The organism is Nocardia sp. NPDC055050 (assembly GCF_053608345.1).
In genome coordinates this window covers 25264-49802 of sequence record NZ_JBSGVG010000011.1, presented here as the reverse complement: position 1 = coordinate 49802, position 24539 = coordinate 25264, and the positions used below count along the sequence as shown (strand labels likewise).

Here is a 24539-nt window from a genome sequence, read left to right as displayed (position 1 = left end):
TCATGACCGCCACACCGGCGATCTCACTGCCGCCGGGTTCCCGACTACCCCGCTCGGCCCAGGGACTTCTCTACCTCAGCGGTCGCCGCCGGATGATGCGGCGCTCACGCCGCCGGTTCGGCCCGGTGTTCACGCTGGATCTGCCGGTGATCGGACCGTCGGTCTTCGTCGGCGACCCGGCGCTGGCCCGTCAGGTGTTCACAGCCGGCCCCTCGGTCGCGGGGAAGGCCGAACCCAACCTCGGTGCGTTGCTCGGCCCCGGGTCGGTGTTCAGTCTCGACGACGATCCCCATCGCCGACGTCGCCGGCTGCTGTCCCCGCTCTTTCACGGCAAGCGGATGCGCGAGTACGAGGCGCTCATCGAACGGGAGTATGCGGCCGAGGCGGCGACGTGGTCGGAGAACACCGAATTCCCGATCCTGCCCGCGACCGTACGCATCACCCTCAACATCATTCTGCGCGCGGTATTCGGCGCGGAGGGCGAGGAGCTCGCCGCATTGCGCCGGCTGATGCCGGCCCTCGGCGACGTCGGCTCGCGGGTGGCGACCGGCCGTGGGATCGGGTTCGGTCGTGGTCGCTCCGCACGGACTCGACTCGACGAGCACCGCGCCGAATACGACGCGCTGATCGCGAAGCTGATCAGCCGCGCACTCGCTGATCCGTGTCTGCCCGACCGCGAGGACATCCTCGCGCTGCTGCTGCGCAACCACTACGAAGACGCAGAACCCATGTCGCACAGTGACATCGCCGACGAGTTGGCGACCTTGCTCACCGCCGGCAACGAGACCTCCGCCAACACCCTGGCCTGGACGCTGGAACGCCTGCGCCGGCACCCGGCCGCGCTGGCCCGGCTGGTGGCCGACCTGGACGCCGGAAAAGACGAAGTGCTCCAGCAGACGATCTGGGAGGTGCAGCGCGTTCGACCGGTGATCGGCACGGTTTCCCGGCAGGTGAAGGCGCCGAGCTTGGCGTTGGGCGAGTGGGTGATCCCGCGCGGCCATCGGGTCATCGTCTCGATGGCCCTCATCCACGGCGACGAAGCGGTCTATCCCGACCCTGATGTCTTCGAACCCGACCGGTTTCGTGGAAGCCGACCCGACCTCATGTCATGGCTTCCCTACGGTGGCGGGAATCGCCGCTGTGTCGGTTCCGACTTCGCCGATACCGAGATGAAGGTCGTCCTCCGTAGCCTGCTCCGGGATTTCGAGCTCTTGCCGACAACCGCGGCCGGGGAGCGGATGCGCGATCGCGGCATCGCCTACATGCCGGGGAAAGGCGGCCGGGTGGCCTTGCGCCGGCGACAGTTCAGTCGAGCGAGCGGCACTGTTCGATGAATCCGACCAGTTCGTCGAGCCGGTCCGAGCGCACGTCGACCGCGCGGTCGACCACCTTCACCAGGTGCGCGTAAGCGGCGGTGTGGTCGTAGTCGGCGACATCGGCGATGCGCAGGGCCCAGCGCCAGTAGCCACGCATGGTGTCGGCCAACGGCATCCGGAATCCCTCGATGACCTCACGGATCGGTTCGACCACCGCGTCGCCGTGCACCCGCAGGTACCGGCTCACGACGTCGGCCATGAAGGTGAAATGCCTGGCCTCGTCACGGGAAAGGCGAGTCAGGACGGCGCCGAGGACCGGATCGGCGACCACATCGCGTAGCTGCTGGTAGTAGATCTGGGTCGCCTTCTCCTGCACCAGCGCGTAGGCGAAGAACTGCACCGGATGCCGGTAGGGCAGGTCGAACGGCTTGCGACCCTCGACCGCGAGATCGGTACGCAGCCCCGCGCGGTCGGCCATCCCGGCGGCCTCCTGATAGCGCGCGAGCGCCCGCGCGTGGGTGTCCTCCTCTGCCGCCCAGCGCACGGTGAAGTGATACAGCTCGCGATTGTGGACGAAGGTCGCGGCGTCGACCGAGTCGTCCACGGGGAAATACCGGTGATAGACGTCGAAGTAGCCGGGCAGGTGATCCTCGATATAGGTGATGAACTGCACGGCCGATCGCTGGCCCTCGGTGAGTCGGCCCGCGTCGGCGCGGGCCCAGTCGAAGCCGGTTTCCACGTCCCAGGCGCGCGCGGCCGGGGAGGCGGCGAAGAATCCGTCAACGGCGGCGGCGATATCGCCGGCCGGGATCATCTCGGCTCCGACGCGCGGGCGTTCGGTCGAAAGGTGCTCGGGCATACGCTTCTCGGACATGGGGGCTCCTCGCGGTCAGCGGGCATTGCGGCAGGTCAGGGCGTAGTGCTTGGTGGTGTAACCCCAGCCGGCGTTGGCGATTTCCAGATACCGCCGCAGCTGGGCCGCCAGTCCTGGCCTGTGCGTGTCGATCCGCTCGGCGGCCGCGTCCACGTTGGCGATCCAGTCGTCGATGGTGCGGCGGTAGTCGTCGGTGAGATCGTCGATCGAGTCGATGGCGAATCCGGCGTTCTCGGCACCGGCCACCAGCTCGGACAGCGGGCGCAGCTCGCCGAATCCGAAGATGTCGGAGCGGATGAACCGGGTGCCGGTTCGATCGTCGAACGCGGTTCGCGCCCGGGCGCTGCGAAAGCAGCTCTCCGACACGTAGAGCATGCCGCCGCGTCGCAGCGTGCGCCGGGCGCGGGTGAACGCGGCGTCCAGGTCGGGCATGTGCACGATCGACCCGAGCATCGTCACCGCGTCGAATGTGCGAGCGGGCAGTTCCAACTGCTCGAAGTGCGCGACCTGGGTCCGCACACGGTCGGTCAGGCCACGGGCAGCGGCCTGACCGGCGATGTATTCGTGCTGGCGCGGCGCGGGGCTGACGCCGACCGTCTGACAGGCGAATTCCTCGGCCATGAACAGGACCAGCGACCCCCAGCCGCAGCCGGCGTCGAGCACCCGCTCACCGCCCGAGAGCCGAAGCCGCCCCGCGACGAAACGCAACTTGTGCCGCTGTGCCTGTTCGAGGGTGTCGGTATCGGTCAAGTACCGGCCGGAGCTGTATTTGCGCAGCGGGTCGAGGAATTCGCCGAAGACCTCGGGATCGAGATCGTAATGCTGGTTGGTGTCGGCGACCTCGGTCACGCGGGCACCTCCGTCAACGCCGTGTGCACTACGGCCGCCACGTCGGCGAGAGTGGACATGCCGAACACGTCCTGGTCGTCGAGCTCGATGTCGTAGACGCGCTCGATGCGGGCCACCATGCGCAGCACGCGGACCGAGTCGACGCCTGCCACACCGCGCAGGTCGATGTCGGACCCCAATTCGGCGGCGGGCACGCCGATCTCGGCGGTGGCTATCTCGGTGACAGTGCGCAGGATGTCGGCGACGGCAGGGGTGCTCATGGATGAACTCCGTTCTGGGTTGACATGGCGTGCTCGAGCCGAGCGACGTCGGCGTCGTCAAGGGTGAGCAGGTGGCGGACCTCGCCCAGGGCGAACGGCCGGTAGGTGGCCGAGGCGGACGCGCAGAGCTCGTCGTCCACGTCGTGAATCTCCGCGCTCGCCGTGATGACGGCGGAGTCCGTGCGGGAGATGGTCGCGGTGCAGTGGTAGTCGTGGTCGACCCGAAGCGGCGTCAGGTAGCGGGTGCGCATCGAGACGGTGAAGGCCGGCGTCCCACGCTCGAACATGATCACGTTGGCCATCACCTCGTCGCAGATCACGCCGACCAGGCCACCGTGCAGGACACCGGGATACGACTCGAAGGACCGAGTCGGCCGGAATCCGGCTCGTAGACCGCCGGGGTGGGCGGTGAAGCGCAGCCCGAGCCCCGCCGGGTTGTGCGGCGAGCAGCCGAAGCAGTGGTAGTCCGGCACCGCCTCCCAGGGCAGCCGGACCGCGAGGTCGGGGGTGGCCGCGCGGGCAGGCTCAGGGACGCGCATCCGGCTCAGGCGATCGCGTCGGCCAGGGCGCGCCGCACCCGGGCGTTGGTGGACAGGTCGAGTCCGGTGATGCCGGCGAACGTGCGCCGAACCTTGTCGTGCAGTACCTCGAGCTCGCCTTCAGCGGCGATCTGTTCCAAGAACAGCTCGAAGCCGGTGTCGATGGTCTCGTGCTCGCCGAGTTCGGTGAGGCCGGATTTGAAAGTACTCACCGGATGCTTGATCTTGGCCTCGGAACTGTAGACGTACAGCGTTTCCAGCACCGACGGCAACTCCTCGGGGCGCTGGGTGAGACGCTGGGTGGTGTAGTGGATGAATTCCCGAGCGTGGCCTGCCTCGTCGCGGCTCGCGTTCAACAGCAACCCCTTGAGTACCGGCTCCCCCACCCACTGCGACACCGCGCGGTAGACGTGGTTGACGGTGAGCTCGGAGATGATGTTGGTGGCCAGAGTTGCCGACGGCGTCGTGCCCGGCGCGTACGGCTGACGCATCGCCCCGACCGCCGTGTCGTCGACGCTCTCGCCGACCGCGGCCAGCCACGCCCGGAAGGCGTAGTGGTGCTGCACCTCCTGGTATCCCCACACCACGGCGAAGGTGGAGAAGTCGTAGTCGTCGAATTCGTTGAGGAATCCGTGCACGGCGGCGATGACATTGGATTCGCCCATCGTCGCGCTCTTGGCGAGAGTCACGTACTCGGGCCGGACCAGTGCGGGGTCGATGGTGTCGAGGTCGAGGTCGGCCAGCCGCCAGTGCTGGCGCTCGTAGTGGCGGAAGACGTCGTAGCTGTGCATGGTTGCTCCGAATCTGTTTCGGTGGCGATCAGTTCCCTGGCGGCCAGCCGCCGCAGTTTGCCGCTGCTGGTTCGGGGGATGCTGCGCGGCGCGACCAGATACACCCGCACAGCGGCCAGGCCGAGCCGGGCGGTGATCCGTCCGGCTATGGCGGCGGTGAGCTCGTCGCCGGCGCTGTCTGCGAGTTCGGTTTCGGCGATGACCGCGATGGTGTCGCCGCCGTCGGGGTCGGCTGCGGCGGTGCAGCGGCCCTTGTAGACGCCGTCGAGATCGCGCACGACAGCCTCGACGTCGTGCGCGTAGTAGTTGACTCCGCGCACGGTGATCATGTCCTTGCTGCGGCCGGTCACATACAGCTCGCCGTCGCGCTGGTAGCCCAGATCGCCGGTCCGCAACCAGCCCTCGCTGAACAGCTCGGCGGCGGCCTCGGGATCGGCGGTGAGATAGCCGTCGGTCACGGACTCGCCGCGAATGAGGATCTCGCCGACCTCACCGTCGGGCACGGTCATGCGCGAGTCGGGATCGACCACGCGCAGCAGCAGGCCGGCGACCGCCGTGCCGACGCCCGCGATCGCACGGGCCCCCTCGGCTTCGGGGGAAACCCGCTGTGCCCTAGCGGAATCCGACAGCGTCACGCGGTCGACCCAGTCGAAGACGGGCTCGCGGCCGAGCGGCGGGAAGGTGACCGCGAGGGTGGCCTCGGCCATCCCGTAGACCGCGAACATGGCCGCTGGGTCGAATCCGGCCGGCCGGAAACGCGCGCAGAACTCTCGCACCACGTTGTGGGCAATGGGTTCCGCCCCGTTGAAGGCGATCCGCCAGTGTCGCAGGTCGTAATCGGCCGCGCGGTCCGGCGGCACGGCGGCCAGCAGGGCCTCGTAGCCGAAGTTCGGCATCGCGGAGATGGTCGACCCGCTGGCGGCGAACTCGCGCAACCAACGCTCGGGGTCCTTGACGAACGCCGTCGGCGACCACAGATGCGACGGGATTCCGCGCAGGATCGCCGACAGCGTGCCGATCAAGCCCATATCGTGGAACAGCGGCAGCCAGAACCCGCCCTGGTCAGCCGGACCCAGGTCGATCCCGGTGCGGATGGCAGCAAGCCCGGCCAGCACCTGCCGGTGGGTGAGACGCACGCCCTTCGGTGCGGCGGTGCTTCCCGAGGTGAACTGCACGACCGCGACATCGTCCGGATCGACCCGGGGCAGCCCCGTTGCCACCGGTTCGGCGAACAGGGTTGCGGTATCGAGGAATTCGACGTCCATGGCCGCTCGCAATGGTTCGACGATGGCGGCGAACTGCGGCGACACCAAGATGGTCCGCATGCCGGCGGCGTCGGCAATTCCCGCCAAACGCGCTGGGTAGGAAGCTAATTGGCGGGCCCCGGCGGGCAGCGGCAACGGGGTGGCCGCACCGCCCGCGGTCGTGGTCGCGAACAGGCCGATGAGGAACTCCGGCGCGTTCGGGCACAGCAGGCCGACCGGCTCGCCGCGCGCGACGCCGCGCGCGACCAGCGCCGTAGCGGCTGCAACGGACCGTTCCCGGAGTTCGGCATAGGTGAGCGTCGACTGCGACAATGACCAGAACGTGGTGCGGACCTGCGGGTGCGCGGTCGCGACCTCGGCCAGCCGCTGGTGCAGCGTCAGGCCCGGAACGGACGATGTCATTGCTGTATGACAAAGGCCCCGGGTAGCCGAACCCTGAACGATCAGTTAAATGCAGGGCTGCGATAACACAGTCCGCTCCGACAATAACAATAACGCGAATTTCCCTAATAACTCGGCTGAAAAGGGAATTCGGGTTCCGGGCCCGGAGCAGTCGACAGGACGACGGCTGATCAGGGTTTGGCGCCGAGGACAAGGTCGCCTCTGTCGACTCTGGACCTCAGTGCAGTGACGGCACATACCGATGGGTACAGACTTTGCTTGCCGCCGCTGCGCAGCGACCTACATCACATGATTGCTCGATTGTGGTCCCAGTCACCTGTATCCGTCGTGCGCGGTCGATCAGATAGGACTTGTAGGAAATGCTTGCAATGAAGCAGCACATGCGCCGGTCCGCCGTGGCCGCAGCGCTCATCATGGGGGTTGCCGTCGGGCACGGACTCGGAGCGACATCTGCTGGCGCGGAGCCCGGCGTGACCTCGGACTCGCAGTCGCTCGCCGACGCGATCACCGATGGACTGAAGCCACAACCTGACCTGGAGGGCGAAACACTGTGAGCCCCCGATGATCAGCCACACCGAACTCGGGTCGCCCGCGCAACTCTCGCCGGCGACCGACCGGATCGCGCACAAGATCCTCGAAACCATCCCGCGTCGCAGCCGACGAGGAAACGTTCTGCGCGAGGAGATCAGCGCCATCGTTGCCGACTGTCTGGTACTGGTGTCCGACACAGCCCGGACACACCGCGGCCTCGGGACGCCGCGTCTTCGTCCGGTTGTTGCGCGGTGGGCGAGCATCGGCGTCCCGATCGACACTGTGCAGCACCATGTTCACGCAGGGTTCCGGCTACACATGGACGATCTCGAAGCCCGCTGCGCGCCCTTCGACGAAGTGCGCCGACTGATGGATGCGTTGAGCTCGGTGACCGCCACGATATCGACGATCTATCTGGAGGTCGCACCGCCCAGCGGCGATCGCGGTGGGTATGTGGCGCGCACTCTGCTCAGGGGCCGGCATACGACGAGAGCTACCCGTGAGCACGGGGCGCCACCCGATAAGCGGTACACCGTGCTCGCGGTGGCCGCGGATCGGTCCGCGCGCGACGCGGTATCACCGCGCGACTTCCGGGCGATGCTGTCGACAAGCTTCGGGCAGCCGGTGCCGGGTTTGGAGTCCCGGTTCGGCGCGACGATTCTGGTGCCGGAATCATTTCCCACCGCGAAGATCCGCGGCACGGTCGGACTGACCGCACTCACCGTGGTGGGGATCGTTGCCGACCGAGATCGGATTCCCTCGGCCGCCGAGGAGGCGCACGAACTCTTGGATGTGGCGACACGACTCCATCGCCCGCCGGGCATGTACGAGATCGGAGACCTCGCTGTCGAGTACCAACTGACTCGGCCAGGGCCTGGGCGGGATCGTCTCGCATCGTTTCTCGATCCGGTTGCCGAGTTTCCGGACCTGATCAGCACGCTGCGCGCACATCTCGGCAACGGTCTCAATCGCCGACTCACCTCACGTGAAACCCATATCCATATGAACACCGTCGACTACAGGCTCCGGCGTATCTACGACCTCGTGGGGCTCAGTGCCCATGATCCAAAGCTCATTTGGTTGCTTCAGTCCGCACTGATCGTGCGCGACTACCAGTCGGCGGACCAGTCCGACACGGTCGTCCGGTAATCGGCTTCGCGATCTGCCTGACAGACCCAGGGCAGCGCTTCCCAACCTCGGCCCCGGCTGCGGACGGGCGGCGACCCGCACACACCGTGTCGGCGCTGCTGTTATGGGCGCGGTTCGCAAGCAGCGAGGTCACTGCTGCCAGAAAGGATCAGGACAAATGACGGTTCCGCAGGGACACAGCGTTTAGATTTGGAGGAATACGACGAAGGTGCCCGAACACAGACGGAAAGGTGCTTGGGAGGACAGGCCGATATCCACGACAGGAAGGGAAAAGATGGGAAGCGACGACCCGAGTGTCAAGGAGCTTGCTGTCAACGAAAGCTGGGCGCTACTCCGTACCGAGGAAATAGGCCGCCTCGCCGTGTGGGTGGATGACCATCCGGATATCTTCCCCCTCAACTACGCGGTCGATCACGGAACCATTGTGTTCCGATCCGCGCGAGGTACGAAGGTGTCCGCCGCGTTGTCCGATGCGCGCGTCGCCTTGGAAGTCGACGGTTACCTCCCTGAGTCTCACGAAGCCTGGAGCGTCGTGATCAAGGGGCGAGCCGAAGGGATCCGTGAGATCGGTGACCTGATGGACACCGTGGATCTGCCCCTCTCTCCGTGGCAGCCCGGGGAGAAGAACTTCTTCATCCGACTCGTACCCACCCTGGTGACCGGTCGCCGGTTTCCTGTTGCCGACCCCGGAGCTTGGCAGACACCCCTGTCCGGCGTGCGACGATCTCCTCCGGAGTGAGGAAACTCTTGCTGCGGCAACACTCTCATCGTCATGCGGACATGAACTGCGGCCGGTCGCCGACGACCCGGCGAAATTTCACAGTCACGCTTGACTGTGAACCATCGAATGGGTCAGGCTGGTCCGACCACGCGCCGACCACCTCCCCGTGAGCTGCCGTCCGCCGAATCGCATCCGAAGGGACCGTCGATGTCCGAGAACCGACCTCACGCAGGCCATCGTCCCGCCGGCTGGTACGACAATTGGACCGAAGGTCCGGACTCCCCGTGGCAAGACCGACCCGCGCCCGACTACGACCACGAGTACTCGACTCTCACCTACGAGCGCGACGGACGCATCGCCCGCATCACTTTCAACCGCCCGGAAAAGGGCAATTCGATCACCCCCGACACCCCACGTGACCTCACCCACGCCGTCGAGCGCGCCGATCTGGACCCGCGCGTGCACGTGATCCTGGTCAGTGGCCGCGGGAAGGGCTTCTGCGGCGGCTACGACCTGGACATGTTCGCGGAGAAGAGCTTCCGAACCGCCGAAGGCCCGGACGATGTCAACGGCACTGTGCTCGACCCGGTGGTGAATGCGCTCAACCACAATCCGTGGGGTACCTGGGACCCGATGATCGACTACGCGATGATGAGCCGCTGTAACAAGGGCTTCGCCAGCCTGTTGCACGCCGACAAGCCCACCGTCGCGAAACTGCACGGCTTCGCCATCGCGGGCGGCACCGATATCGCCCTGTTCAGCGACCAGATCATCTGCGCCGACGACACCAAGATCGGCTACCCGCCCACCCGCACCTGGGGTATTCCCGCAGCCGGTATGTGGGCCCACCGTATCGGCGACGCCCGCGCCAAGCGGCTGCTCTTCACCGGTGACAGCATCAGCGGCAAACAAGCCGAAGAATGGGGTCTGGCGGTGGAATCGTGCCCGGCGGAGGAACTCGACGAACGCACCGAGGAACTGGTCGGCCGGATCGCCCGCATGCCGGTCAATCAGCTGATGATGGCCAAGCTCGCTCTCAACTCGGCACTGCTGTCACAAGGCGTGGCCAACTCCGGCATGGTCAGCACCGTCTTCGACGGCATCTCCCGTCACACCCGGGAAGGCTACGAATTCCAATTGCGCGCCGCCACAGTCGGTTTCCGGGAAGCAGTGCGCGAACGCGACGAACCCTTCGGCGACTACAAACGAGCCCGGTTCGACCGCAGCCACACCGAGCAGGAATGAATCATGCAACTGCATGGACGAACCGCGGTTGTCACCGGCGGAGACAGCGGAATCGGCGCGGTGCCCGGGTGGATGTCGAGCCCTATCCGTCGGCGTCGCTGACGTGACCCACCAGGATGCGAATTGTGTCAGCCCACTGCTCGAGCACGGCGCGGTTCGCCTGATCTGAGAGCTGTAGTGCACGCGTGCCGGCGAGCCCCCGCAGGATGGCGACGGTCAGGTCACGGACGGCCGGATAACGCGGATGCGCCACGATCCCCGCCCCGAACAGCCCATCGATCACCCGGTGCAGATCGCGGCCCGCCTTGCGCTCGGCCACCCGCAGTGCGGCGGCAAGATCGGGATCGGTGCCCGCCGCAGCCCACAGCTCGAACTCGGCACGCGCGGGCGGTTGCGTCATCGCCGAGTACAACGCGGTCAGCGCGCGCTCGACCGGGTCCACCGTGTCGCCCAATTTCACCGCCGCCGCCTGCGTCGCCGCTTCGTTGAGCACGACCAGATTCGCCACCAGCGCCTCGGACAGATCGCGCGCTGTCGGGAAATGGTGCAGGAGCGCACCGCGACTCAGGCCCGCCCGCTGCTGCACGCCCACGGTGGTCAAGGCCGAATAGCCGCGTTCGACCAGCAGCGAAGTCGCGGCGTCCAGAATGCGCGCCCGCGTCGCGTCCTTCTGTTCAGCGCGTGTCGCCATCAGCGGCCCTTTCGTCTGCCCGACGACAATTTAACAGTCACGGGTAACCCGGCCCCACGAAGCTGACCGCTGGTCGCCGGTAGGCTCGCCCGGTGAGGAAAGAGCTTCGAGTCGCCGCCTACGCGATATGCGTTCGGGAGTCCCGCGGAGCGATCGAGATCCTGCTCGCCAGATGGGTGTCACCCGACGGTGACAGGCAGTGGACGCTTCCGGGCGGCGGAATGGAACACGGCGAGGATCCGATCGCGACGGCCGTCCGTGAGGTCACCGAGGAGACCGGGTACACCGTCGAACTCGTCGAACTCCTCGGCATCGACTCGATCAACCGCCGATACCCGCGCCCGCGTGGCGAATTCGCCGACTTCCACGGCTTACGAATCGTGTACGAAGGCCACATTCGGGCCGGCGAACTCCGCAACGAAACCAACGGATCGACCGACCTCGCCGCCTGGCATCCGCTCACCGACATCGAGCACCTCGACCGAGTCGACCTCGTCGACATCGGAATCGAGCTGTGGCGAACCAAACCGGCCACCGGTCGCGTGCGCGGTTGACCGTGATGGTCGCGTGGGACGCTCCGATCGTGGTGTCCTCGGTGGCCGATTCGGCGAGCCGGGTCCGCCATCGGACCGCCGTGGATACTTCGTGGCACTCGCCCGTCGAGGTGAGCAGGGAAGTGGACTGGTAATCGAGCAGTCGCGTGTCGCACGCTCGCACCATCGCTGAGACTCCAGGAGGTGCGCGATGGTTCGCAGAGGTGAACACGCAGTGGTACTCGGCGCGAGCATGGCAGGTCTGCTCGCCGCCCGAGTGCTGTCCGATTCCTATGACCGGGTCACCGTGGTGGAACGAGACCGTCTCGACGGTCAGTACGCCCCGCGTCGTGGGGTACCGCAAGGCAAGCACGTGCACGCGTTGCTGCCCAGCGGATCCCAGGCGCTCGAGCGGCTGTTTCCCGGCCTGCTCGACGAGCTCGTCCGCGCCGGTACGAAGGTGATCGAGGACTACACCGACTTCTATTTCTCGATCGGGGGCAACCGGCTCTCGGCCGCCGTCCAACCGGATGTCACGACCTATCTGCCGACCAGGCCGCATCTGGAAGGTCGTGTGCGGGACCGTGTTCGGGTGTTGCCGAACCTGCGGTTCGCCGACGGCAACGATGTGGTCGGCCTGGTCGCGGATGAGGCCGCGGTCACCGGTGTCAGGATCATCTCCCGCACGGCAGGCAGTGCCGAGGAAGTACTCGCCGCTGATCTCGTCGTCGACGCCATGGGCCGTGGCACGCGCACGCCGGCCTGGGTGGCCGAGCTCGGCTTCGACATGCCCGCCGAGGAACGGGTTTCCGTGCACATCGGGTACTCGAGCGTGGCGCTGCGGCTGCGCCCGGGGAGCGAACCGGAGACGCTGGTACTGATCGGCCCCGCCCCCGACCGGCCGATCGGGATGGCGTTGTTCGCGACCGAGGACGACACGTGGTTGCTTACCGCGACCGGGTATCGAGACCATCACCCCGGCACGAGTTTCGACGAACTGGTCGAGTTCGTGGCGCCGTTCGCGCCTCCGCACGTGCTCGACGCGTTGCGCGCCGCGGAGGCGCTGTCCCCGGTGACGACCTACCGGTACGACGCCAACCGCCGTCGCCGCTACGACCTGGTCAGCCGCTTCCCCCGGGGACTGATAGCGCTCGGTGACGCTCTGTGCGGCTTCAATCCCATCTACGCACAGGGCATGTCGGTGGCCGCGTTGCAGGCCATGGCCTTGCGCGAGTGCCTGCACACCGGCGGGGACGACGTGGAACGCCGGTACTTCCGTGCCTCTGCGATTCCGGTGAACGTCGCCTGGCGACTCGCTGTCGGCGCCGACCTGACGCAACCGCTGGTGGAGGGCACCCGCACCCTCCAGATCCGGCTGGTCAATGCCTACGTGCGTCGGCTGCTCGAAGTGGGCAGGCACGACCCCGCGGTCGCCGCGCGATTCCTGCGTGTCTCGGCATTGCTGGACCCTCTCTCGTGGCTGATGCGGCCGAGTACCCTCGCGCGGGTATCGGTCGGGGTGCGCAGACGCGGCGACTCGGTGGCGCCACCACCGCGGGTGCTCGCCCGGTGACGATCGCCAGCGGGCACCGTGGATGAACGGAACTGAGAGATGACTGACGACGCGAGGACCGTCGCCGACCGGCTCCGATCGGCGCGCAGGCGGCGGTTCGTCGGGCGGGCGGGCGAAGTGGAACTGTTCCGCACCGCGCTCGACGCGGACGAACCACCGTTCACGGTGCTGTTCCTGCACGGGCCGGGCGGCATCGGCAAGTCCGCGCTGCTGGCCGAAATGCTCGAACTCGCCGAACGCGCGGGCGCGACGACGACGCGGGTCGACGGACGCACGGTCGAGCCGTCGCCCGAGTCGTTGCGCACCGCGCTGGGCCCCGCGATGTCCTCGGTGGTGTTCATCGACACGTTCGAACGGCTCGCGCCGCTGGAGGATTGGCTGCGCGAGACGTTTCTGCCGGTGTTGGCCACGACTGTTCTCGTGGTGATCGCCGGCCGTCATCCGCCTGCCCGCGCGTGGTCGGACGACCCCGGTTGGCGGGATCTGTTGCGCACGATCTCGTTGCGCAACCTCGCACCCGACGACGCCCGCGCCTATCTGCGGATCGCCGAGGTGCCCGAAGCCAAGCACGAGCGGATGCTGGCGCTCACCCACGGCCACCCGCTGGCGCTGTCGCTACTGGTCGACGTGCTCGCCCAGACCGCGGGCGAGTTGCCCGCCGCGCTGGTCGAGGCCCCCGACGCGGTGCGCGCCCTGCTCGCGCGGTTCGTCGATTCGGTGCCGAGCAAACGTCACCGGGCCGCACTGGAGGTGTGCGCGCACGTCCGGTTCACCACCGAGGCACTGCTGCGGGCCGCGCTCGGCGAATCCGACTGCGCCGACGTGTTCGAGTGGCTGCGCGAGCTGGCGATCATCGAGCCGGGGCCGCTCGGGCTCGCGCCGCACGAGATCGCCCGCGACGTTCTCGACGCCGACTTGCGCTGGCGCGATCCGGAGTCCTACCTCGACGTGCATCGCCGCGTGCGCGCGCACCTCATCGAGGTCCTCGACGCCACCGCGCAACAGAATCGCTGGCCGGTGGCCGACCTCGTCTTCCTCCACCGCCACAACCCGTCGATCTCGGCGTACTGGGACTGGTCGACCTTCGGCCGGGCCTTCCCCGACCGATACCGCGCGGAGTATCGGGAATCGATCCTGGCGATGACGAAGCGGCACCAGGGCCCCGAGCAAGCCGAGTTGGTGGACTTCTGGCTGGCTCGTCAGCCTGAGCAGTTCGTCGTGGTGCAAGGCTCGGGCAGCGCACCGATCGGCTATTTCTGTCGGCTGGCGCTGCACGACGCGACGGAGGCCGAGCTGGCCGCCGACCCCGGCACCCACGCCATGTGGGATTACGCGACCAGGTACGGCAGGCCACGGCCCGGCGAACCGGTGCACGCGGGACGGTTCCTCATCGACGCGGAGCTCAACCAGCGTCCGTCGCCGACCATCAATGTGGTGACGGCTTGCTCGACGCAGTTCTGGTTGTCGCGGCCGGATCTGACGTGGGACTTCATCGGCGCGTTCGAGGCCGCCGACGCCTGGGAACCCTTCATGACCCACATCGATTTCCATCGTGCCCACGATGCCGAATACGAGGTCGGTGGCCGGCGGTACGCGGTGTACGCCCACGACTGGCGCCGGGTGGGCATTCCCGAATGGCTCGACCTGACCAGTGATCGTGTCGTCGGCGGGGTCCCCGCGCGACCCGTGCCGCCCACGCCCGAACTCGTTCTGTCCCAGCCCGAATTCGCCGACGCCGTCCGCTCCGCGTTGCGCGGGATAGGACGGGCCGACGGCCTGGAACGCAATCCGCTGCTGCGCTCGAGAGTGGTCGCCGACCGACCGGGCCCCGCCACCGGTGCCGCGCTGCGCGATCTACTCACCACGATCGTCGAGTCGGTGCGCGAGGACTCGCGCGGTGAGAAGCTCTACCGCGTCCTCGACCGCACCTACCTGCGTCCGGCACCCACCCAGGAACGGGCCGCCGAACTACTCGGGCTGCCGTTCTCGACCTACCGACGCCACCTCACCCAGGGCATCGAGCGGGTGATCGCCAAGATGTGGCATATCGAGCTCTACGGAACCAGCTGATCAGGCCCTGCGGACCGGCGGAGGCGCCCATGTGCCATTGAGCGCTTCCGTACGAGGGGCATACAGCCGCATGGTGATACCGAGGGGCCCGCTCGGCGCGGGCAGCCAGTTCGATTCGCGCTCTGGTCCCGGGTTGGTGTGGGAGATGTAGATGTCGAGCGAGCCGTCGGAATTCTGCACCAGTGCGTCTCGGTCGCCGATGGCGAAGCGGTCGAGTTCGTTCGGCGCCTGGAACCCCTCGTCGTCGTACATGGTGACCGACCAGAACGCGGCCACCGGCGGCAGCTCGCCCGCGTCGAAGTGGATCACGTAGTCGGTATCGCCGTCGAGCGGCCGGCCGTCGGCGTCGGCGACCAGCAACGGGTAGATCGCGTCTTCGGGCGGGTTGGCGCCCAAGCCCGCCAACGTGATGGCCGAACGCCGGAAATAGTCGTTGCCGTACACCCCGATGTCGGCGAGCACGCTGATCCACCCGTTGATCGGTGGCGCCAGCTTTTTCGGCGCCGCCATCACCGCCGCTCGCGCGGCCTGCACACCGGCTTCGATGTCGGCGAGCTCATCGGTGGAGAATCGGGTGGCGTCGAAGTCCCGGCCGGGAACGATACCCAGCCGGGCGATGCGCGCGAGCTGGGAGAAGTCGGTGCCGTGTGGCGGGTCGACCTGCAACGCCGCAGCGGCACGGACGAAGAACTCCGTCGCCGACATCGCGTTGACCTGGCGCAGCGGTTCGGTCTCGCTCGCCGAACTCGGATCGGCCACGAACGGTCCCGGTGCGGCCAACTCGGTGATCTCGAGTCCGGCCTGGAATTTGTTGACCGCCACGTAGTCGGCGGGCCCGTTGGTCTGGGTGCGCCCGATCACCCACACATGATGAGTCGGCGCGTGGATCACGGGCAGGTCAGCCGGAAGATCACCGGTGTAGCCGGGGCCGACGACGACGAAGTCCAGTTCGCCGGTGCCGGTGGTGCGCTTGCCTGGATTGGCGAAAACATCCGTCCACGCGTCCAACATCGGGAGCATGTAATAGCGGTCGCCACTGTCGGGAACATGGATCTGCACGGGACCGCGGGTCAGATCGAGCCAGGCCGAGGAGTAGAGCGTGTCGAAATTCGGGCGAACCACCGCCCGAAAATGGACATCAGGGAACTCGTGGATGTGGTGGAACTGGTTCGGGGGCCCGAAACCCGGAGTCGAGTCCGCCGGGGAGTTGGTCTGCTGCTCGCGAGTGACGTCCATCGTGACGAGGGAGTACAGGTAGACATACGCTTCGTAGCTCAAGGTCTTCAGATCGCTGGACAATACGCTCACAACGCCTCCCTCGCATATGGCCTCGCCTGGCAAATTCCTATCCTGCACCTGCCGGTGCACCGTGAAAAGATCCGACCCATATCGAAATATTCTTGTGTCGCCGGATTCGGGCCGTTTCGTCCCCGTATTCGAGCGTGCACACAGTGGCGAACCGGTGTACCGGCGGATGAACGGGCGAACAAGAAGCCGCATCGGTCGGGACACGCGCCCGCGTGACGACAGGGAAACGGCGGCCGATTCACTAGTGTCCGGGGTCATGTTGCGAATCATCCGGAGAGTGAGTTACGCCGTCTCAGCGCTGGCCATTCTGTCGCAGCCGACCGCGCATGCCGATACCGTCAATCTGCCACCGCACGAGAAGACTTTCGAGTCGAGTATGGGCAGTTTTACCGTCGGCACGCACGACGAAGTCATCAATCGAATCGCGCCGTTGAACAGCACCCCCACCAGCCGTGAAGCCTTGGTCTCCACGGTCGCCTACGGACGGCTCGACGGGCAGGCCGAGGGCGTGCTCAAGACCGGATACTCCGTGGGCTGTCCGGCCAGGATCGGTGCCGTGCTCCCCGGCATCGATCCCACCACCGAATTCGGGCTCGAGGGGCCGCAGCAGAACTCCGCGACGGAACAGGTACAGCGGCAGGCGACCGAGCAAGCGCAGTCGCAGACTGTCGAGCAGTCGAGTTCCGGCGAATCGGTGCAGTCCCAGACCCAGGAGTCCGGTCAAGTACAAGAGTTCGAATCGGGACAGGTGCAGGAGTTCAGCGGCATCCTGCCCTCCATCGCGATAGACCCGGGTCTCTTCCTGGAATTGGACCTGCAACCCGGCGACATCACCAACGTCGACATCGGGGACGGCAAACCACTCATCCCGGGCAAGACCGTGCAGATCGTGACCCGCGACTTCCATATCAAAGTCGACAACTGCATCGGCCCGGCCACCATCCGCCAATACACCTACGTGCTGACCAAAACACCCGAAGTCGACGACAGCGGAGCGGTGTTCGGCGAGCCCACCACCCTGTAGTGAGCCCCGCGACCGCGCGTGGCGGTCCTCTTTCGATCCCGCCGAGTGAAAACGTCTACCGGGCAGCCGAATCATGATTGCGTAGCCTCAACCGCGCGCGACGGTCCCCCGGCCCGCTCGCATTCGGCGATACCGCTCGAACCGATCGATATGGAGGAGCGCACCATGACTGCCGAAGATTGGCGGCACAACGGTGTCCGGGTGATCAAGGCCGATCAGCTCGATTCGAACACCGCGCAGACACCCGGAATGGAGCGGGCGGCCGCGATCGATTTCGCCCGTGTCGGCGCGCAAAAGATCTGGGCCGGGACCGTCACGATCCATCCGGACGCCAAGACCGGCGCACACCATCACGGCGCACTCGAAAGTGTCATCTACGTGATCCGCGGCCGCGCCCGGATGCGATGGGGCGAGCGGCTGGAATTCGTCGCAGAGGCCGGGCCCGGCGACTTCATCTTCGTGCCACCGTATGTCCCGCACCAGGAAATCAACGCCAGCACCTACGAACCCCTGGAATGCGTGCTGGTGCGCAGCGACAGCGAAGCCGTCGTGGTCAATCTCGACATCGAGCCGATCGAGAAGCCCGACGCCGTCCATTGGATCGACCCCATCCACCACCATCTGTAGCCCTTGATTCCGGCGAAAGTGTGAAGGTCGGTGCGGTGATTCACCGTCGCCGACGTCAGCCGGCCACAGTCGCTGATCAGTGGTGCACCAGCGGACTCAAGGCCTTGCCTGCCAATTCGAGGATGCCCGGCTCATGACCGTTGGCGACCATGTTCACGATGATGCCGTCGACCCCGTGATCCAGGATGCGGCGCTGGATCTGCTCCGCCACATCGTCGGGGGCTCCGGCGAACACGCTGTCCGCCGAGATCACCACCACGACATCGCGCTGCATGAACTCCTGCGCCAGCTTGCGAGCCCTGTCGCCGTTCTCGTCGATGACGACGACAGCGCGGTAGCTGGTCTCCAGGGTCTGTGGGTCACGCCCGGCCTCCTCGCAGCGCTGCCGCAGGGTGGCCAATTTCTGGGGCAGGTCGCTGGTGTGGCACAGGATGTTCAAGTGGTCGGCGTAGCGCGCGGCCAGGCCGAAGGTCTTCTTCTCACCGCCGCCACCGAGCAGGATCGGCAGGTCGTCGCGCACCTGCGGCTCGTTGATCGCGTTCTCGGCGCGGTACCACGTGCCCTGGAAGGTGGGCCGCTGCCCGCGCAGCATCGGCGAGATGATCTGCAGCGCCTCGTCCAGCCGCTGGAACCGCTCGGTGAAGCTGCCGTAGTCGAAGCCGTAGCCGCGGTGCTCGAGCTCGAACCAGCCCGCGCCGATGCCGAGGGCCGCGCGGCCGCCGCTGATCACGTCCAGCGTCGTGACGATCTTGGCCAGCAGCGCCGGATTGCGGTAGGTGTTGCAGGTCATCAGGGTGGCCAGCTGGATTCGCTCGGTGACGGTGGCCAGCCCGGCCAGGGCCGTGTAGGCCTCCAGCATCCAATCGTCGGGCTGCCCATAGACCTGATAGAAGTGGTCCATGAAGAGCACGGCATCGAACCCGGCTGCCTCCGCCTCCTGCGCCTGCGCGATGACCTTCGGGAACAGTTCGCGCGCAGAGCCCGCGTAGCCGAAGTAGGGCATCTGATATCCGAGACGAATGCTCATGTTCGACGACCCTACGGTCGTTTTCCTCGTCGACCCGCAGCGATAATCCATGGCAATCAACCGCGCGTCACACGGCAATGGCCGGAAGTTCACCGATTGCCGTCCCGCGCCGCAGTACGATGAGTGGGCGAACTGATACTCGATCAGGTCGAGGCCTGGGTCGGCGCCCCGCTGCCCTCGCACACCGGAGTCGCGGCATGAATGTCGTCGTTTGGATCGTTTCCGGCCTGCTGGCCGCAGTCTTTCTCCTGGCCGGTGCGATGAAACTCGCCAAATCCAAAGAACAGCTCGTCGCGGACCCGAAAATGGGCTGGGCCGAGCCCTTTCCGGAAGGCCTGATCAAGTTCATCGGCGCGGCAGAAGTCGCCGGCGCACTCGGCCTGATCCTGCCCGGCGTGTTCGGTATCGCCACCTGGCTGGTGCCCGCGGCCGCCATCGGTCTGGCGGTGATCATGGTCGGCGCGATCGTCACGCACGGGCGTCGCGGCGAATGGTCGAATGTCGTGATGACCGTGGTGCTGCTGGCATTGACGGTCTTCGTCGCGGTGGAACGGATCGGCCCGCAAGCGTTCTGACGTCGGTCCCGGTGGGCGGGACTGTACCGGTCAATTGTCCAATTCGCTGGATGTCGTCGGCGCTCGGCAATTACGGTGCCGCGCATGTCTCGCACTCACCGCATACTCGCAGCCGCGGCCCTGGCCGCTGTCCCCTTCGCCACGGCAGCGCCGGCACCCGCGGCTCCGGTCGTGAACAAGGTCGTGGTCATCGGCATCGACGGCACCCTGTGGAGTGAGGTGACGGCGGCCGATGCCCCCAACCTCGACCGCCTGGCCGCGCAGGGCACCCTGGCACGCACCTCCATCGCCCCGCACACCACCATGTCGTGCGTTTCGTGGGCCACGGCGCTGACCGGCGTATGGGATACCAAGCACGGGATTCAGGACAATGGATCCACCTGCAACGCAGGACCTTTCGCACAATATCCGACGGTGTTCACACAGGTGGAGCGGGAGCGGCCGGCGCTGTCGACGGCCTCCATCGGGACCTGGGACAAGATCGGCATGATCGCGCGCACCGGCAGCCCGCAGGCCGATCGGGTGACCGTCACGCAGATCGATCCCACCGGCGCGGGCGTTTGTGAGACCACCGCCGATTCCGCGGCCACCGCGCAGGTTGTCTCGGCCATCACCGAGCAGGGAACCGACCTGCTGTTCACGCACCTCGATCAGGTGGACATCGTCGGACACACGCTGCGCGGAATCTGGCCGCAGGCCTATCGCGATGCCATCGGCCGCGTGGACAGCCTGGTCGGGCAGATCACCGCCGCGGTGGACGCGCGGGCGGCGGCGCATTCGAACGAGCGGTGGACGATCCTGGTCACCACCGACCACGGACACAAGCCGGATGGGGGGCACGGCGGTCAGAGCGCCTACGAGACAGCCAGTTTCGTGATCGCGCGGGGAGCGGGGTTCGCGGCGGGCACAGAGAACAACGGCTACACCCTCGCCGACATCACACCGACCGTGCTGGATCTGCTCGACGTCCCGGCGCCCGCGAACCTCGACGGCGAGTCGATGATGACGGGCGGTTCGGGCAACCCGGCACTACCCGCGCCGAACACGCCACCGGTCGACTCCGGGATCACCGGTTCGTCGTCCGGTTCGGCACAGGCGGCGATGGTGGCGAATCCGTTGTGCCTGCTGGGAAGTGGATCGGCGAGCGGTTCGTCCGAGCGCTAGTTCCCGCCGGTCACCGAGGTGCGATCCGGAACAACCCGCTCATCGTGCCCTGATAGAGGGTGCGGTCAGGGGCGATGGTGCCGACCATCTGCAGGGTGTTGTGCACGGCAGTGGCCCCGATGACCTTCTCCGTGTCGACGCGCCCGGTAGCGGCGTCGATCACGGTGTAGCGGAAGGTATCGGTCAACCCGGCGCTGCCGGTCGAAATGATGCTGTGGCGGGCGACGGTGTAGATCTTGCCGTCGGCCACCGACAGACGTGGAACCGCCGCGGACAGAACATCATTGGTCCACTTCACCTGACAGCCGGAACCACTGACGTCTACGCGGACCATGCCCCCGGTGAACGAAGCATGCGCCGGGTCACTGTCGCCCGCCCCCTCCGGCACCGCGGGATACGGATACCCGTAGGTGCTGGCGACGAAAAGGCTGTTGCCGGAACCGATCGGCGAGTTCTCGGTGCCCTTGACCGTCGGCACCGAGCACACCGGATTGCCGCCGGCGGTGTCGAACACGAGCAGATTCTCCTTCGGCACGGCGTTGTCGGTGATCGCCACGTACTCGGTGCCGCTACCGGGGCCGAAGAAGGTGGGAGTGGCACCGGTCCCCCAGGAGAGCTGACCGGGCTTGCGGGCCGGACCGCGGTCATAGGCCTGGCGCCACACGATGCGGGGACCGCCGGTCTCGTCGATATCGACCAGGTACAGCGCGTGGGTGGTGGCGATCGAGACGCCCTCGGGCGCGGTGGAAATGCTGTTGGCGACCTTCTCCCCCGGACCGAGCACGATCGACCGGGCCGCGCCGGTCGCCGGATCGGAGTAGCCCGCCACCGCGTTGTCGGTGGCGAACCACACCCGGCCGTCGAAGTCGGGCATCACCGAACTCACAGCGTCGCAGTCGCTACCACCGCAGTGGCCCGTGACGGCTTGCGCTATATCGGTTCTCGTCTCGACGAACAGCTTCCAGTCGTCGCCGTCCTTGCGGTGGCCGATCCGTAGCAGCTGACCGCTGCCGTCGACGGTGACCATGCGGTCGTCGCTGTCGAGATAGGCGTACACACCACCGAGGAGGCTGCCCTTGGCCAAATCGAGGGAGGCCAGCGGCTGCCCGCTGCCGGGGTCGAGCAGGAACACCTTCGGGGCCCGGTCGATGATCTTGGTGCACAGCGCCTGCGGAATCCCGTCCGCGCCTTGCAGAATGGTCGGACACGCAGCAGCGAGTTCGCGGAAGTCGCTGTCGATGCTTCCGGTTCCTGGACCCGCGAAAGGCGTGGCGTCGGACGACTCGGCGTCCCCGTGCATCGTCGCGGTTCCCGGCGGGCCCAGGTGCGGATTCGCGGGCGGTAGCGAACCGAACTCCGCGGCGGCGGTTCCGGTGGTGACCATGAGCGACACGGTCAGACACAGCGCGGCGGTCGCGGCGATGCGACCCATTCTTGCGAACACGGGCGACTCCCTGATTCCTGCCATCGACGCGCTCGCTCGCCAGAGCGAACCCGCCTCGAAACAAATACTCGAACTCAGCCTTTCGAATACTCGTACAGCTCGCAGAGTAGGGGACCGCAGTCGCGACGGCAAGATCCGTCGGCGACCGTCGCGCACCCCGGTCGGCACCACTGGTTCCGGGTTGCGGGTGCCTCGGTTCCGATCCGCGACCGCCGACTCGAGCGACGCCGGCACCACGAGCACAACGGCATTCCACGATCTTGGGGAACACTCGATGTCATGGAACCACTCGTGTCTGACGCGACCGACACCGAACCGATGTTGGTGACCACCCTCGATGCCTGGCGGTCGGGAGGTGATCAGCTGCCCGTCGACGACGACCGGACCGCCTGGGCGGCAGACGACGAGTCGGCGCTTCTGGTTGCCGATGCGCTGGCGCCGACCGCGCAGATCCTCGTCGTCACCCCGCGCGCGGCATCGCCGACCGCGGGACACCTACCCGCCGGGAAGGTGCGGTGGGCCCGGCGCGGCCCGGCAGGCCGCCATACCGAACTGCTGCACCGACCCTCGACCGCGGAGACCCTCGACCTGCTGCCGCATCCCGAAGGCGGCTGGTTTCGCGAAACTTGGCGCAGTGCGCACACTTTCGCGCCGACTGACTATCCGGGCCCACGCGCCGCGGCGACCGGCATCCTGTTCCTGCTCCCCGAGCACGAACAGTCGATCTGGCATGCCGTGCGCTCCGACGAACTGTGGATGTGGCATCGAGGCGGACCACTGGAACTCCTGCTGGGCGGCGACAGCGACACTCCCACCACAACCGAGACCGTGATCCTCGGCCCAGCCATCGAGTCGGGGCACCGCGTGCAGCAACTCGTCCCAGCGGGTAATTGGCAGGCGGCCCGGCCGTGCGGTGGTGCGGAGGTACTGGTGAGCTGCGTCGTCGCACCGGGCTTCGATTTCGAGGATTTCCGGAGCTGAACCCACCCTCGATCGCCGGAAATGGCGAGCTCTCGGCTCGCCATTCCACTGTTACCGGGTTGCTGATTGATTCCTCGGCGCGCAGGGAGCAGAGTTGCGATACACAGCGCGACATCACCCCTTCGAGCACACGCTGATCGGAGAATCATGGGACACCGGACGAGTTTCGCAGTGTTTGTCGCGACCGCGAGTTTGTTCATTGCCACGGGCTGCGCGACATCGTCGGATTCCGGCGGCGATGCCACCAGCACGTCGGCCGGCGCGCAGGCCCAGCCCGCCTACGCCACCACCCTCAGGCCGGTGATCACCCAGCTCATGAAGGACAACGTCATTCCCGGTGCTGTCGTGGTCGTCAAATCGCCGAAGCAAGGCGATTGGACCGAGACATTCGGCACCCGGGTCATCGGGGCCGACGACCCCATGTCGGTGGACGACTATTTCCGCATCGCCAGCAACACCAAAACCATGACGTCGACCGTCATTCTGCAGTTGGTGCAGGAGGGAAAACTCGCACTCGAGGACCCGATTGCCAAATATTGGCCGGATGTGCCGAACGGCGACGAGATCACCATCGCCCAGCTCTCCGAAATGCGAAGCGGGCTCTACAGTTACACGTTCGACCCACAGTTCAATGCCATGCTCGACAGTGACCCGAACAAGGTGTGGACGCCCGAGGAGTTGCTCGCCATCGCCTTCTCCCATCCGGTCAATTTCGCGCCGGGGGAGAAATTCGACTACAGCAATACCAACATCATCCTGCTCGGCCTGGTCATCGAGAAGATCACGAAGATGACGGCCGCCGAGAATTTCCAGCAGCGGATCTTCGAACCACTCGGCCTGAAGCACACCTCGCTGCCCGCGGCGGCGGACCACTCGATCCCCGATCCGCACCCGCAGGGGTACGCGTTCGGCACCAATGTCTCCACCATCGACACCTTCGCCCTGCCGCCCGAGCAGCAGGCCGCCGCGCTCGCGGGCACGCTGCAACCCAACAACGCGACCGACGAGAGCCCGTCGTGGACGTGGACCGCGGGTGCCGCGATCTCGACGGTCGGTGATGTGGCCACGTACGTGCGGGCACTCGTCGAGGGCGATCTGCTGGACGAGCAGATGCAGCGAGTGCGGATGGACAGCATCCAGCCGATCGATCCGGCCGCGCCCGATGTCGCCGGATACGGTCTCGGCATCGTCCGATTCGGCTTGCATCTGTTCGGACACGACGGTCAGATTCCGGGATACATGACCTTCATGGGCCATGACCCGGAGTCCGACCTCACGATCGTGGTCGCCACGAACCTCGCGACGGTGCCGTCGGGCGAGGGGTCGGCACTGGTCCTGGTCAAGGGCATGCTGCCGACCTTCTACGGGAACGAGGCGGTGCCGGGCAGCCCGGCCGCGCCGAACACCGGCGCGACGACCGCGCCCACCAGCCCTGCTCCACCGACCACCACCGGCCGGTGACGACCCCGCGAGCCCGCCACCCGAACGGATGTCCGCTGCACACGATGACGCCCGGCTGATCCGATGTTCGCATGCGGTGAGGCGATCCTTGCTTTACTGCTCGAAGGAGATATCGGAGT

General features: G+C 66.8%; 24 protein-coding genes. 14 read left to right on the top strand and 10 right to left on the bottom strand.

Going from position 1 to position 24539, the window contains the following annotated elements; translation table 11 throughout:
* Positions 1-2 precede the first annotated feature (2 nt).
* Positions 3-1334, top strand: coding sequence for a cytochrome P450 (locus tag ACWGCN_RS13915; protein WP_452457264.1), 1332 nt, complete (start codon positions 3-5; stop codon positions 1332-1334).
* Here ACWGCN_RS13915 and ACWGCN_RS13910 read toward each other — a convergent pair.
* From ACWGCN_RS13910 to ACWGCN_RS13885, 6 genes are read right to left on the bottom strand one after another with little or no spacing between them, the layout of a single operon-like run.
* Positions 1306-2190, bottom strand: a complete 885-nt coding sequence (locus ACWGCN_RS13910) for an acyl-ACP desaturase (protein WP_452457265.1) — start codon at positions 2188-2190, stop codon at positions 1306-1308. The two genes, ACWGCN_RS13915 and ACWGCN_RS13910, sit on opposite strands and share 29 nt — an antisense overlap.
* A 15-nt stretch (positions 2191-2205) precedes the next feature.
* Complete coding sequence (locus tag ACWGCN_RS13905) at positions 2206-3039, bottom strand: SAM-dependent methyltransferase (protein ID WP_452457266.1); 834 nt, start codon at positions 3037-3039, stop codon at positions 2206-2208.
* Positions 3036-3299 carry an acyl carrier protein gene (locus ACWGCN_RS13900; protein ID WP_452457267.1) on the bottom strand — a complete coding sequence of 88 codons (264 nt, stop codon included), beginning with the start codon at positions 3297-3299 and terminating at the stop codon, positions 3036-3038. Before ACWGCN_RS13900 ends, ACWGCN_RS13905 begins: the two co-directional genes overlap by 4 nt.
* Positions 3296-3838, bottom strand: coding sequence for a PaaI family thioesterase (locus tag ACWGCN_RS13895; RefSeq protein ID WP_452457268.1), 543 nt, complete (start codon positions 3836-3838; stop codon positions 3296-3298). The genes ACWGCN_RS13900 and ACWGCN_RS13895 overlap by 4 nt, the downstream gene beginning before the upstream one ends.
* A 5-nt stretch (positions 3839-3843) precedes the next feature.
* Positions 3844-4629, bottom strand: a complete 786-nt coding sequence (locus ACWGCN_RS13890) for a ferritin-like domain-containing protein (RefSeq protein ID WP_378987549.1) — start codon at positions 4627-4629, stop codon at positions 3844-3846.
* On the bottom strand, positions 4524-6296 hold the full coding sequence (locus ACWGCN_RS13885; protein ID WP_452457269.1) for an AMP-binding protein: 1773 nt from the start codon (positions 6294-6296) through the stop codon (positions 4524-4526). The genes ACWGCN_RS13890 and ACWGCN_RS13885 overlap by 106 nt, the downstream gene beginning before the upstream one ends.
* 368 nt (positions 6297-6664) lie before the next feature.
* Between ACWGCN_RS13885 and ACWGCN_RS13880 the strand changes: the two genes are divergently transcribed.
* The 4 genes from ACWGCN_RS13880 (at position 6665) to ACWGCN_RS13865 (ending at position 9942) form a co-directional block, all read left to right on the top strand.
* The gene (locus ACWGCN_RS13880; RefSeq protein WP_452449048.1) at positions 6665-6850 is read left to right on the top strand and encodes a hypothetical protein; all 186 of its coding nucleotides are present in this window, start codon (positions 6665-6667) and stop codon (positions 6848-6850) included.
* 7 nt (positions 6851-6857) lie between these two features.
* Complete coding sequence (locus ACWGCN_RS13875; protein WP_452457270.1) at positions 6858-7976, top strand: PucR family transcriptional regulator; 1119 nt, start codon at positions 6858-6860, stop codon at positions 7974-7976.
* 274 nt (positions 7977-8250) lie between these two features.
* Positions 8251-8715 (top strand): pyridoxamine 5'-phosphate oxidase family protein, encoded by a 465-nt coding sequence (locus tag ACWGCN_RS13870; protein ID WP_387443581.1) that lies wholly within the window; start codon positions 8251-8253, stop codon positions 8713-8715.
* Positions 8716-8904: 189 nt separating this feature from the next.
* Positions 8905-9942, top strand: a complete 1038-nt coding sequence (locus ACWGCN_RS13865) for a crotonase/enoyl-CoA hydratase family protein (protein WP_452457271.1) — start codon at positions 8905-8907, stop codon at positions 9940-9942.
* A gap of 82 nt (positions 9943-10024) precedes the next feature.
* On the opposite strand, the gene ACWGCN_RS13860 is transcribed toward ACWGCN_RS13865, so the two are convergent.
* Complete coding sequence (locus ACWGCN_RS13860; protein WP_452449052.1) at positions 10025-10633, bottom strand: TetR/AcrR family transcriptional regulator; 609 nt, start codon at positions 10631-10633, stop codon at positions 10025-10027.
* Positions 10634-10725: 92 nt separating this feature from the next.
* Between ACWGCN_RS13860 and ACWGCN_RS13855 the strand changes: the two genes are divergently transcribed.
* From ACWGCN_RS13855 to ACWGCN_RS13845, 3 genes are all read left to right on the top strand, one after another.
* Entirely contained in the window at positions 10726-11187 is a 462-nt protein-coding gene (locus ACWGCN_RS13855) for an NUDIX hydrolase (RefSeq protein ID WP_378987570.1), read from the top strand.
* Positions 11188-11377: 190 nt separating this feature from the next.
* The gene (locus ACWGCN_RS13850; protein WP_452457272.1) at positions 11378-12739 is read left to right on the top strand and encodes an FAD-dependent oxidoreductase; all 1362 of its coding nucleotides are present in this window, start codon (positions 11378-11380) and stop codon (positions 12737-12739) included.
* A gap of 39 nt (positions 12740-12778) precedes the next feature.
* A complete protein-coding gene (locus ACWGCN_RS13845; protein ID WP_452457273.1) occupies positions 12779-14809 on the top strand; it encodes an ATP-binding protein in 2031 nt (676 codons plus the stop codon).
* Here the strand turns inward: ACWGCN_RS13845 and ACWGCN_RS13840 are convergent, their stop codons facing one another.
* Positions 14810-16117 (bottom strand): DUF1254 domain-containing protein, encoded by a 1308-nt coding sequence (locus tag ACWGCN_RS13840; RefSeq protein ID WP_452457274.1) that lies wholly within the window; start codon positions 16115-16117, stop codon positions 14810-14812.
* 277 nt (positions 16118-16394) lie between these two features.
* Here ACWGCN_RS13840 and ACWGCN_RS13835 point away from each other — a divergent pair, with 277 nt between their 5' ends.
* Together ACWGCN_RS13835 and ACWGCN_RS13830 are read left to right on the top strand one after the other, a co-directional pair.
* Positions 16395-17141 carry an MspA family porin gene (locus tag ACWGCN_RS13835; protein ID WP_378987582.1) on the top strand — a complete coding sequence of 249 codons (747 nt, stop codon included), beginning with the start codon at positions 16395-16397 and terminating at the stop codon, positions 17139-17141.
* Between the two features lie 165 nt (positions 17142-17306).
* Positions 17307-17768: a cupin domain-containing protein gene (locus tag ACWGCN_RS13830; protein WP_452457275.1), complete on the top strand. Its 462-nt coding sequence runs from the start codon at positions 17307-17309 to the stop codon at positions 17766-17768.
* 76 nt (positions 17769-17844) lie between these two features.
* Here the strand turns inward: ACWGCN_RS13830 and ACWGCN_RS13825 are convergent, their stop codons facing one another.
* The gene (locus tag ACWGCN_RS13825; RefSeq protein ID WP_452457276.1) at positions 17845-18795 is read right to left on the bottom strand and encodes a TIGR03560 family F420-dependent LLM class oxidoreductase; all 951 of its coding nucleotides are present in this window, start codon (positions 18793-18795) and stop codon (positions 17845-17847) included.
* Between the two features lie 197 nt (positions 18796-18992).
* On the opposite strand from ACWGCN_RS13825, the gene ACWGCN_RS13820 reads away from it, so the two are divergent.
* Together ACWGCN_RS13820 and ACWGCN_RS13815 are read left to right on the top strand one after the other, a co-directional pair.
* Positions 18993-19370, top strand: a complete 378-nt coding sequence (locus ACWGCN_RS13820) for a DoxX family protein (protein ID WP_452457277.1) — start codon at positions 18993-18995, stop codon at positions 19368-19370.
* A gap of 84 nt (positions 19371-19454) precedes the next feature.
* Complete coding sequence (locus tag ACWGCN_RS13815; RefSeq protein WP_449965167.1) at positions 19455-20534, top strand: alkaline phosphatase family protein; 1080 nt, start codon at positions 19455-19457, stop codon at positions 20532-20534.
* A gap of 10 nt (positions 20535-20544) precedes the next feature.
* On the opposite strand, the gene ACWGCN_RS13810 is transcribed toward ACWGCN_RS13815, so the two are convergent.
* Positions 20545-21966, bottom strand: a complete 1422-nt coding sequence (locus ACWGCN_RS13810) for a hypothetical protein (RefSeq protein WP_452457295.1) — start codon at positions 21964-21966, stop codon at positions 20545-20547.
* Between the two features lie 303 nt (positions 21967-22269).
* On the opposite strand from ACWGCN_RS13810, the gene ACWGCN_RS13805 reads away from it, so the two are divergent.
* On the top strand, positions 22270-22959 hold the full coding sequence (locus tag ACWGCN_RS13805) for a cupin domain-containing protein (RefSeq protein ID WP_449965170.1): 690 nt from the start codon (positions 22270-22272) through the stop codon (positions 22957-22959).
* 171 nt (positions 22960-23130) lie between these two features.
* Positions 23131-24420, top strand: coding sequence for a serine hydrolase domain-containing protein (locus ACWGCN_RS13800; RefSeq protein ID WP_452457278.1), 1290 nt, complete (start codon positions 23131-23133; stop codon positions 24418-24420).
* Positions 24421-24539 lie beyond the last annotated feature (119 nt).

Excerpts from the sequence above, each read along its gene's own strand:
- ACWGCN_RS13915 (WP_452457264.1), top strand. The coding sequence starts at position 3 with ATGACCGCCACACCGGCGATCTCACTGCCGCCGGGTTCCCGACTACCC.
- ACWGCN_RS13910 (WP_452457265.1), bottom strand. The coding sequence starts at position 2,190 with ATGTCCGAGAAGCGTATGCCCGAGCACCTTTCGACCGAACGCCCGCGC.
- ACWGCN_RS13900 (WP_452457267.1), bottom strand. The coding sequence starts at position 3,299 with ATGAGCACCCCTGCCGTCGCCGACATCCTGCGCACTGTCACCGAGATA.
- ACWGCN_RS13895 (WP_452457268.1), bottom strand. The coding sequence starts at position 3,838 with ATGCGCGTCCCTGAGCCTGCCCGCGCGGCCACCCCCGACCTCGCGGTC.
- ACWGCN_RS13890 (WP_378987549.1), bottom strand. The coding sequence starts at position 4,629 with ATGCACAGCTACGACGTCTTCCGCCACTACGAGCGCCAGCACTGGCGG.
- ACWGCN_RS13885 (WP_452457269.1), bottom strand. The coding sequence starts at position 6,296 with ATGACATCGTCCGTTCCGGGCCTGACGCTGCACCAGCGGCTGGCCGAG.
- ACWGCN_RS13880 (WP_452449048.1), top strand. The coding sequence starts at position 6,665 with ATGAAGCAGCACATGCGCCGGTCCGCCGTGGCCGCAGCGCTCATCATG.
- ACWGCN_RS13875 (WP_452457270.1), top strand. The coding sequence starts at position 6,858 with ATGATCAGCCACACCGAACTCGGGTCGCCCGCGCAACTCTCGCCGGCG.
- ACWGCN_RS13870 (WP_387443581.1), top strand. The coding sequence starts at position 8,251 with ATGGGAAGCGACGACCCGAGTGTCAAGGAGCTTGCTGTCAACGAAAGC.
- ACWGCN_RS13865 (WP_452457271.1), top strand. The coding sequence starts at position 8,905 with ATGTCCGAGAACCGACCTCACGCAGGCCATCGTCCCGCCGGCTGGTAC.
- ACWGCN_RS13860 (WP_452449052.1), bottom strand. The coding sequence starts at position 10,633 with ATGGCGACACGCGCTGAACAGAAGGACGCGACGCGGGCGCGCATTCTG.
- ACWGCN_RS13850 (WP_452457272.1), top strand. The coding sequence starts at position 11,378 with ATGGTTCGCAGAGGTGAACACGCAGTGGTACTCGGCGCGAGCATGGCA.
- ACWGCN_RS13845 (WP_452457273.1), top strand. The coding sequence starts at position 12,779 with ATGACTGACGACGCGAGGACCGTCGCCGACCGGCTCCGATCGGCGCGC.
- ACWGCN_RS13830 (WP_452457275.1), top strand. The coding sequence starts at position 17,307 with ATGACTGCCGAAGATTGGCGGCACAACGGTGTCCGGGTGATCAAGGCC.
- ACWGCN_RS13825 (WP_452457276.1), bottom strand. The coding sequence starts at position 18,795 with ATGAGCATTCGTCTCGGATATCAGATGCCCTACTTCGGCTACGCGGGC.
- ACWGCN_RS13820 (WP_452457277.1), top strand. The coding sequence starts at position 18,993 with ATGAATGTCGTCGTTTGGATCGTTTCCGGCCTGCTGGCCGCAGTCTTT.
- ACWGCN_RS13815 (WP_449965167.1), top strand. The coding sequence starts at position 19,455 with ATGTCTCGCACTCACCGCATACTCGCAGCCGCGGCCCTGGCCGCTGTC.
- ACWGCN_RS13810 (WP_452457295.1), bottom strand. The coding sequence starts at position 21,966 with ATGGGTCGCATCGCCGCGACCGCCGCGCTGTGTCTGACCGTGTCGCTC.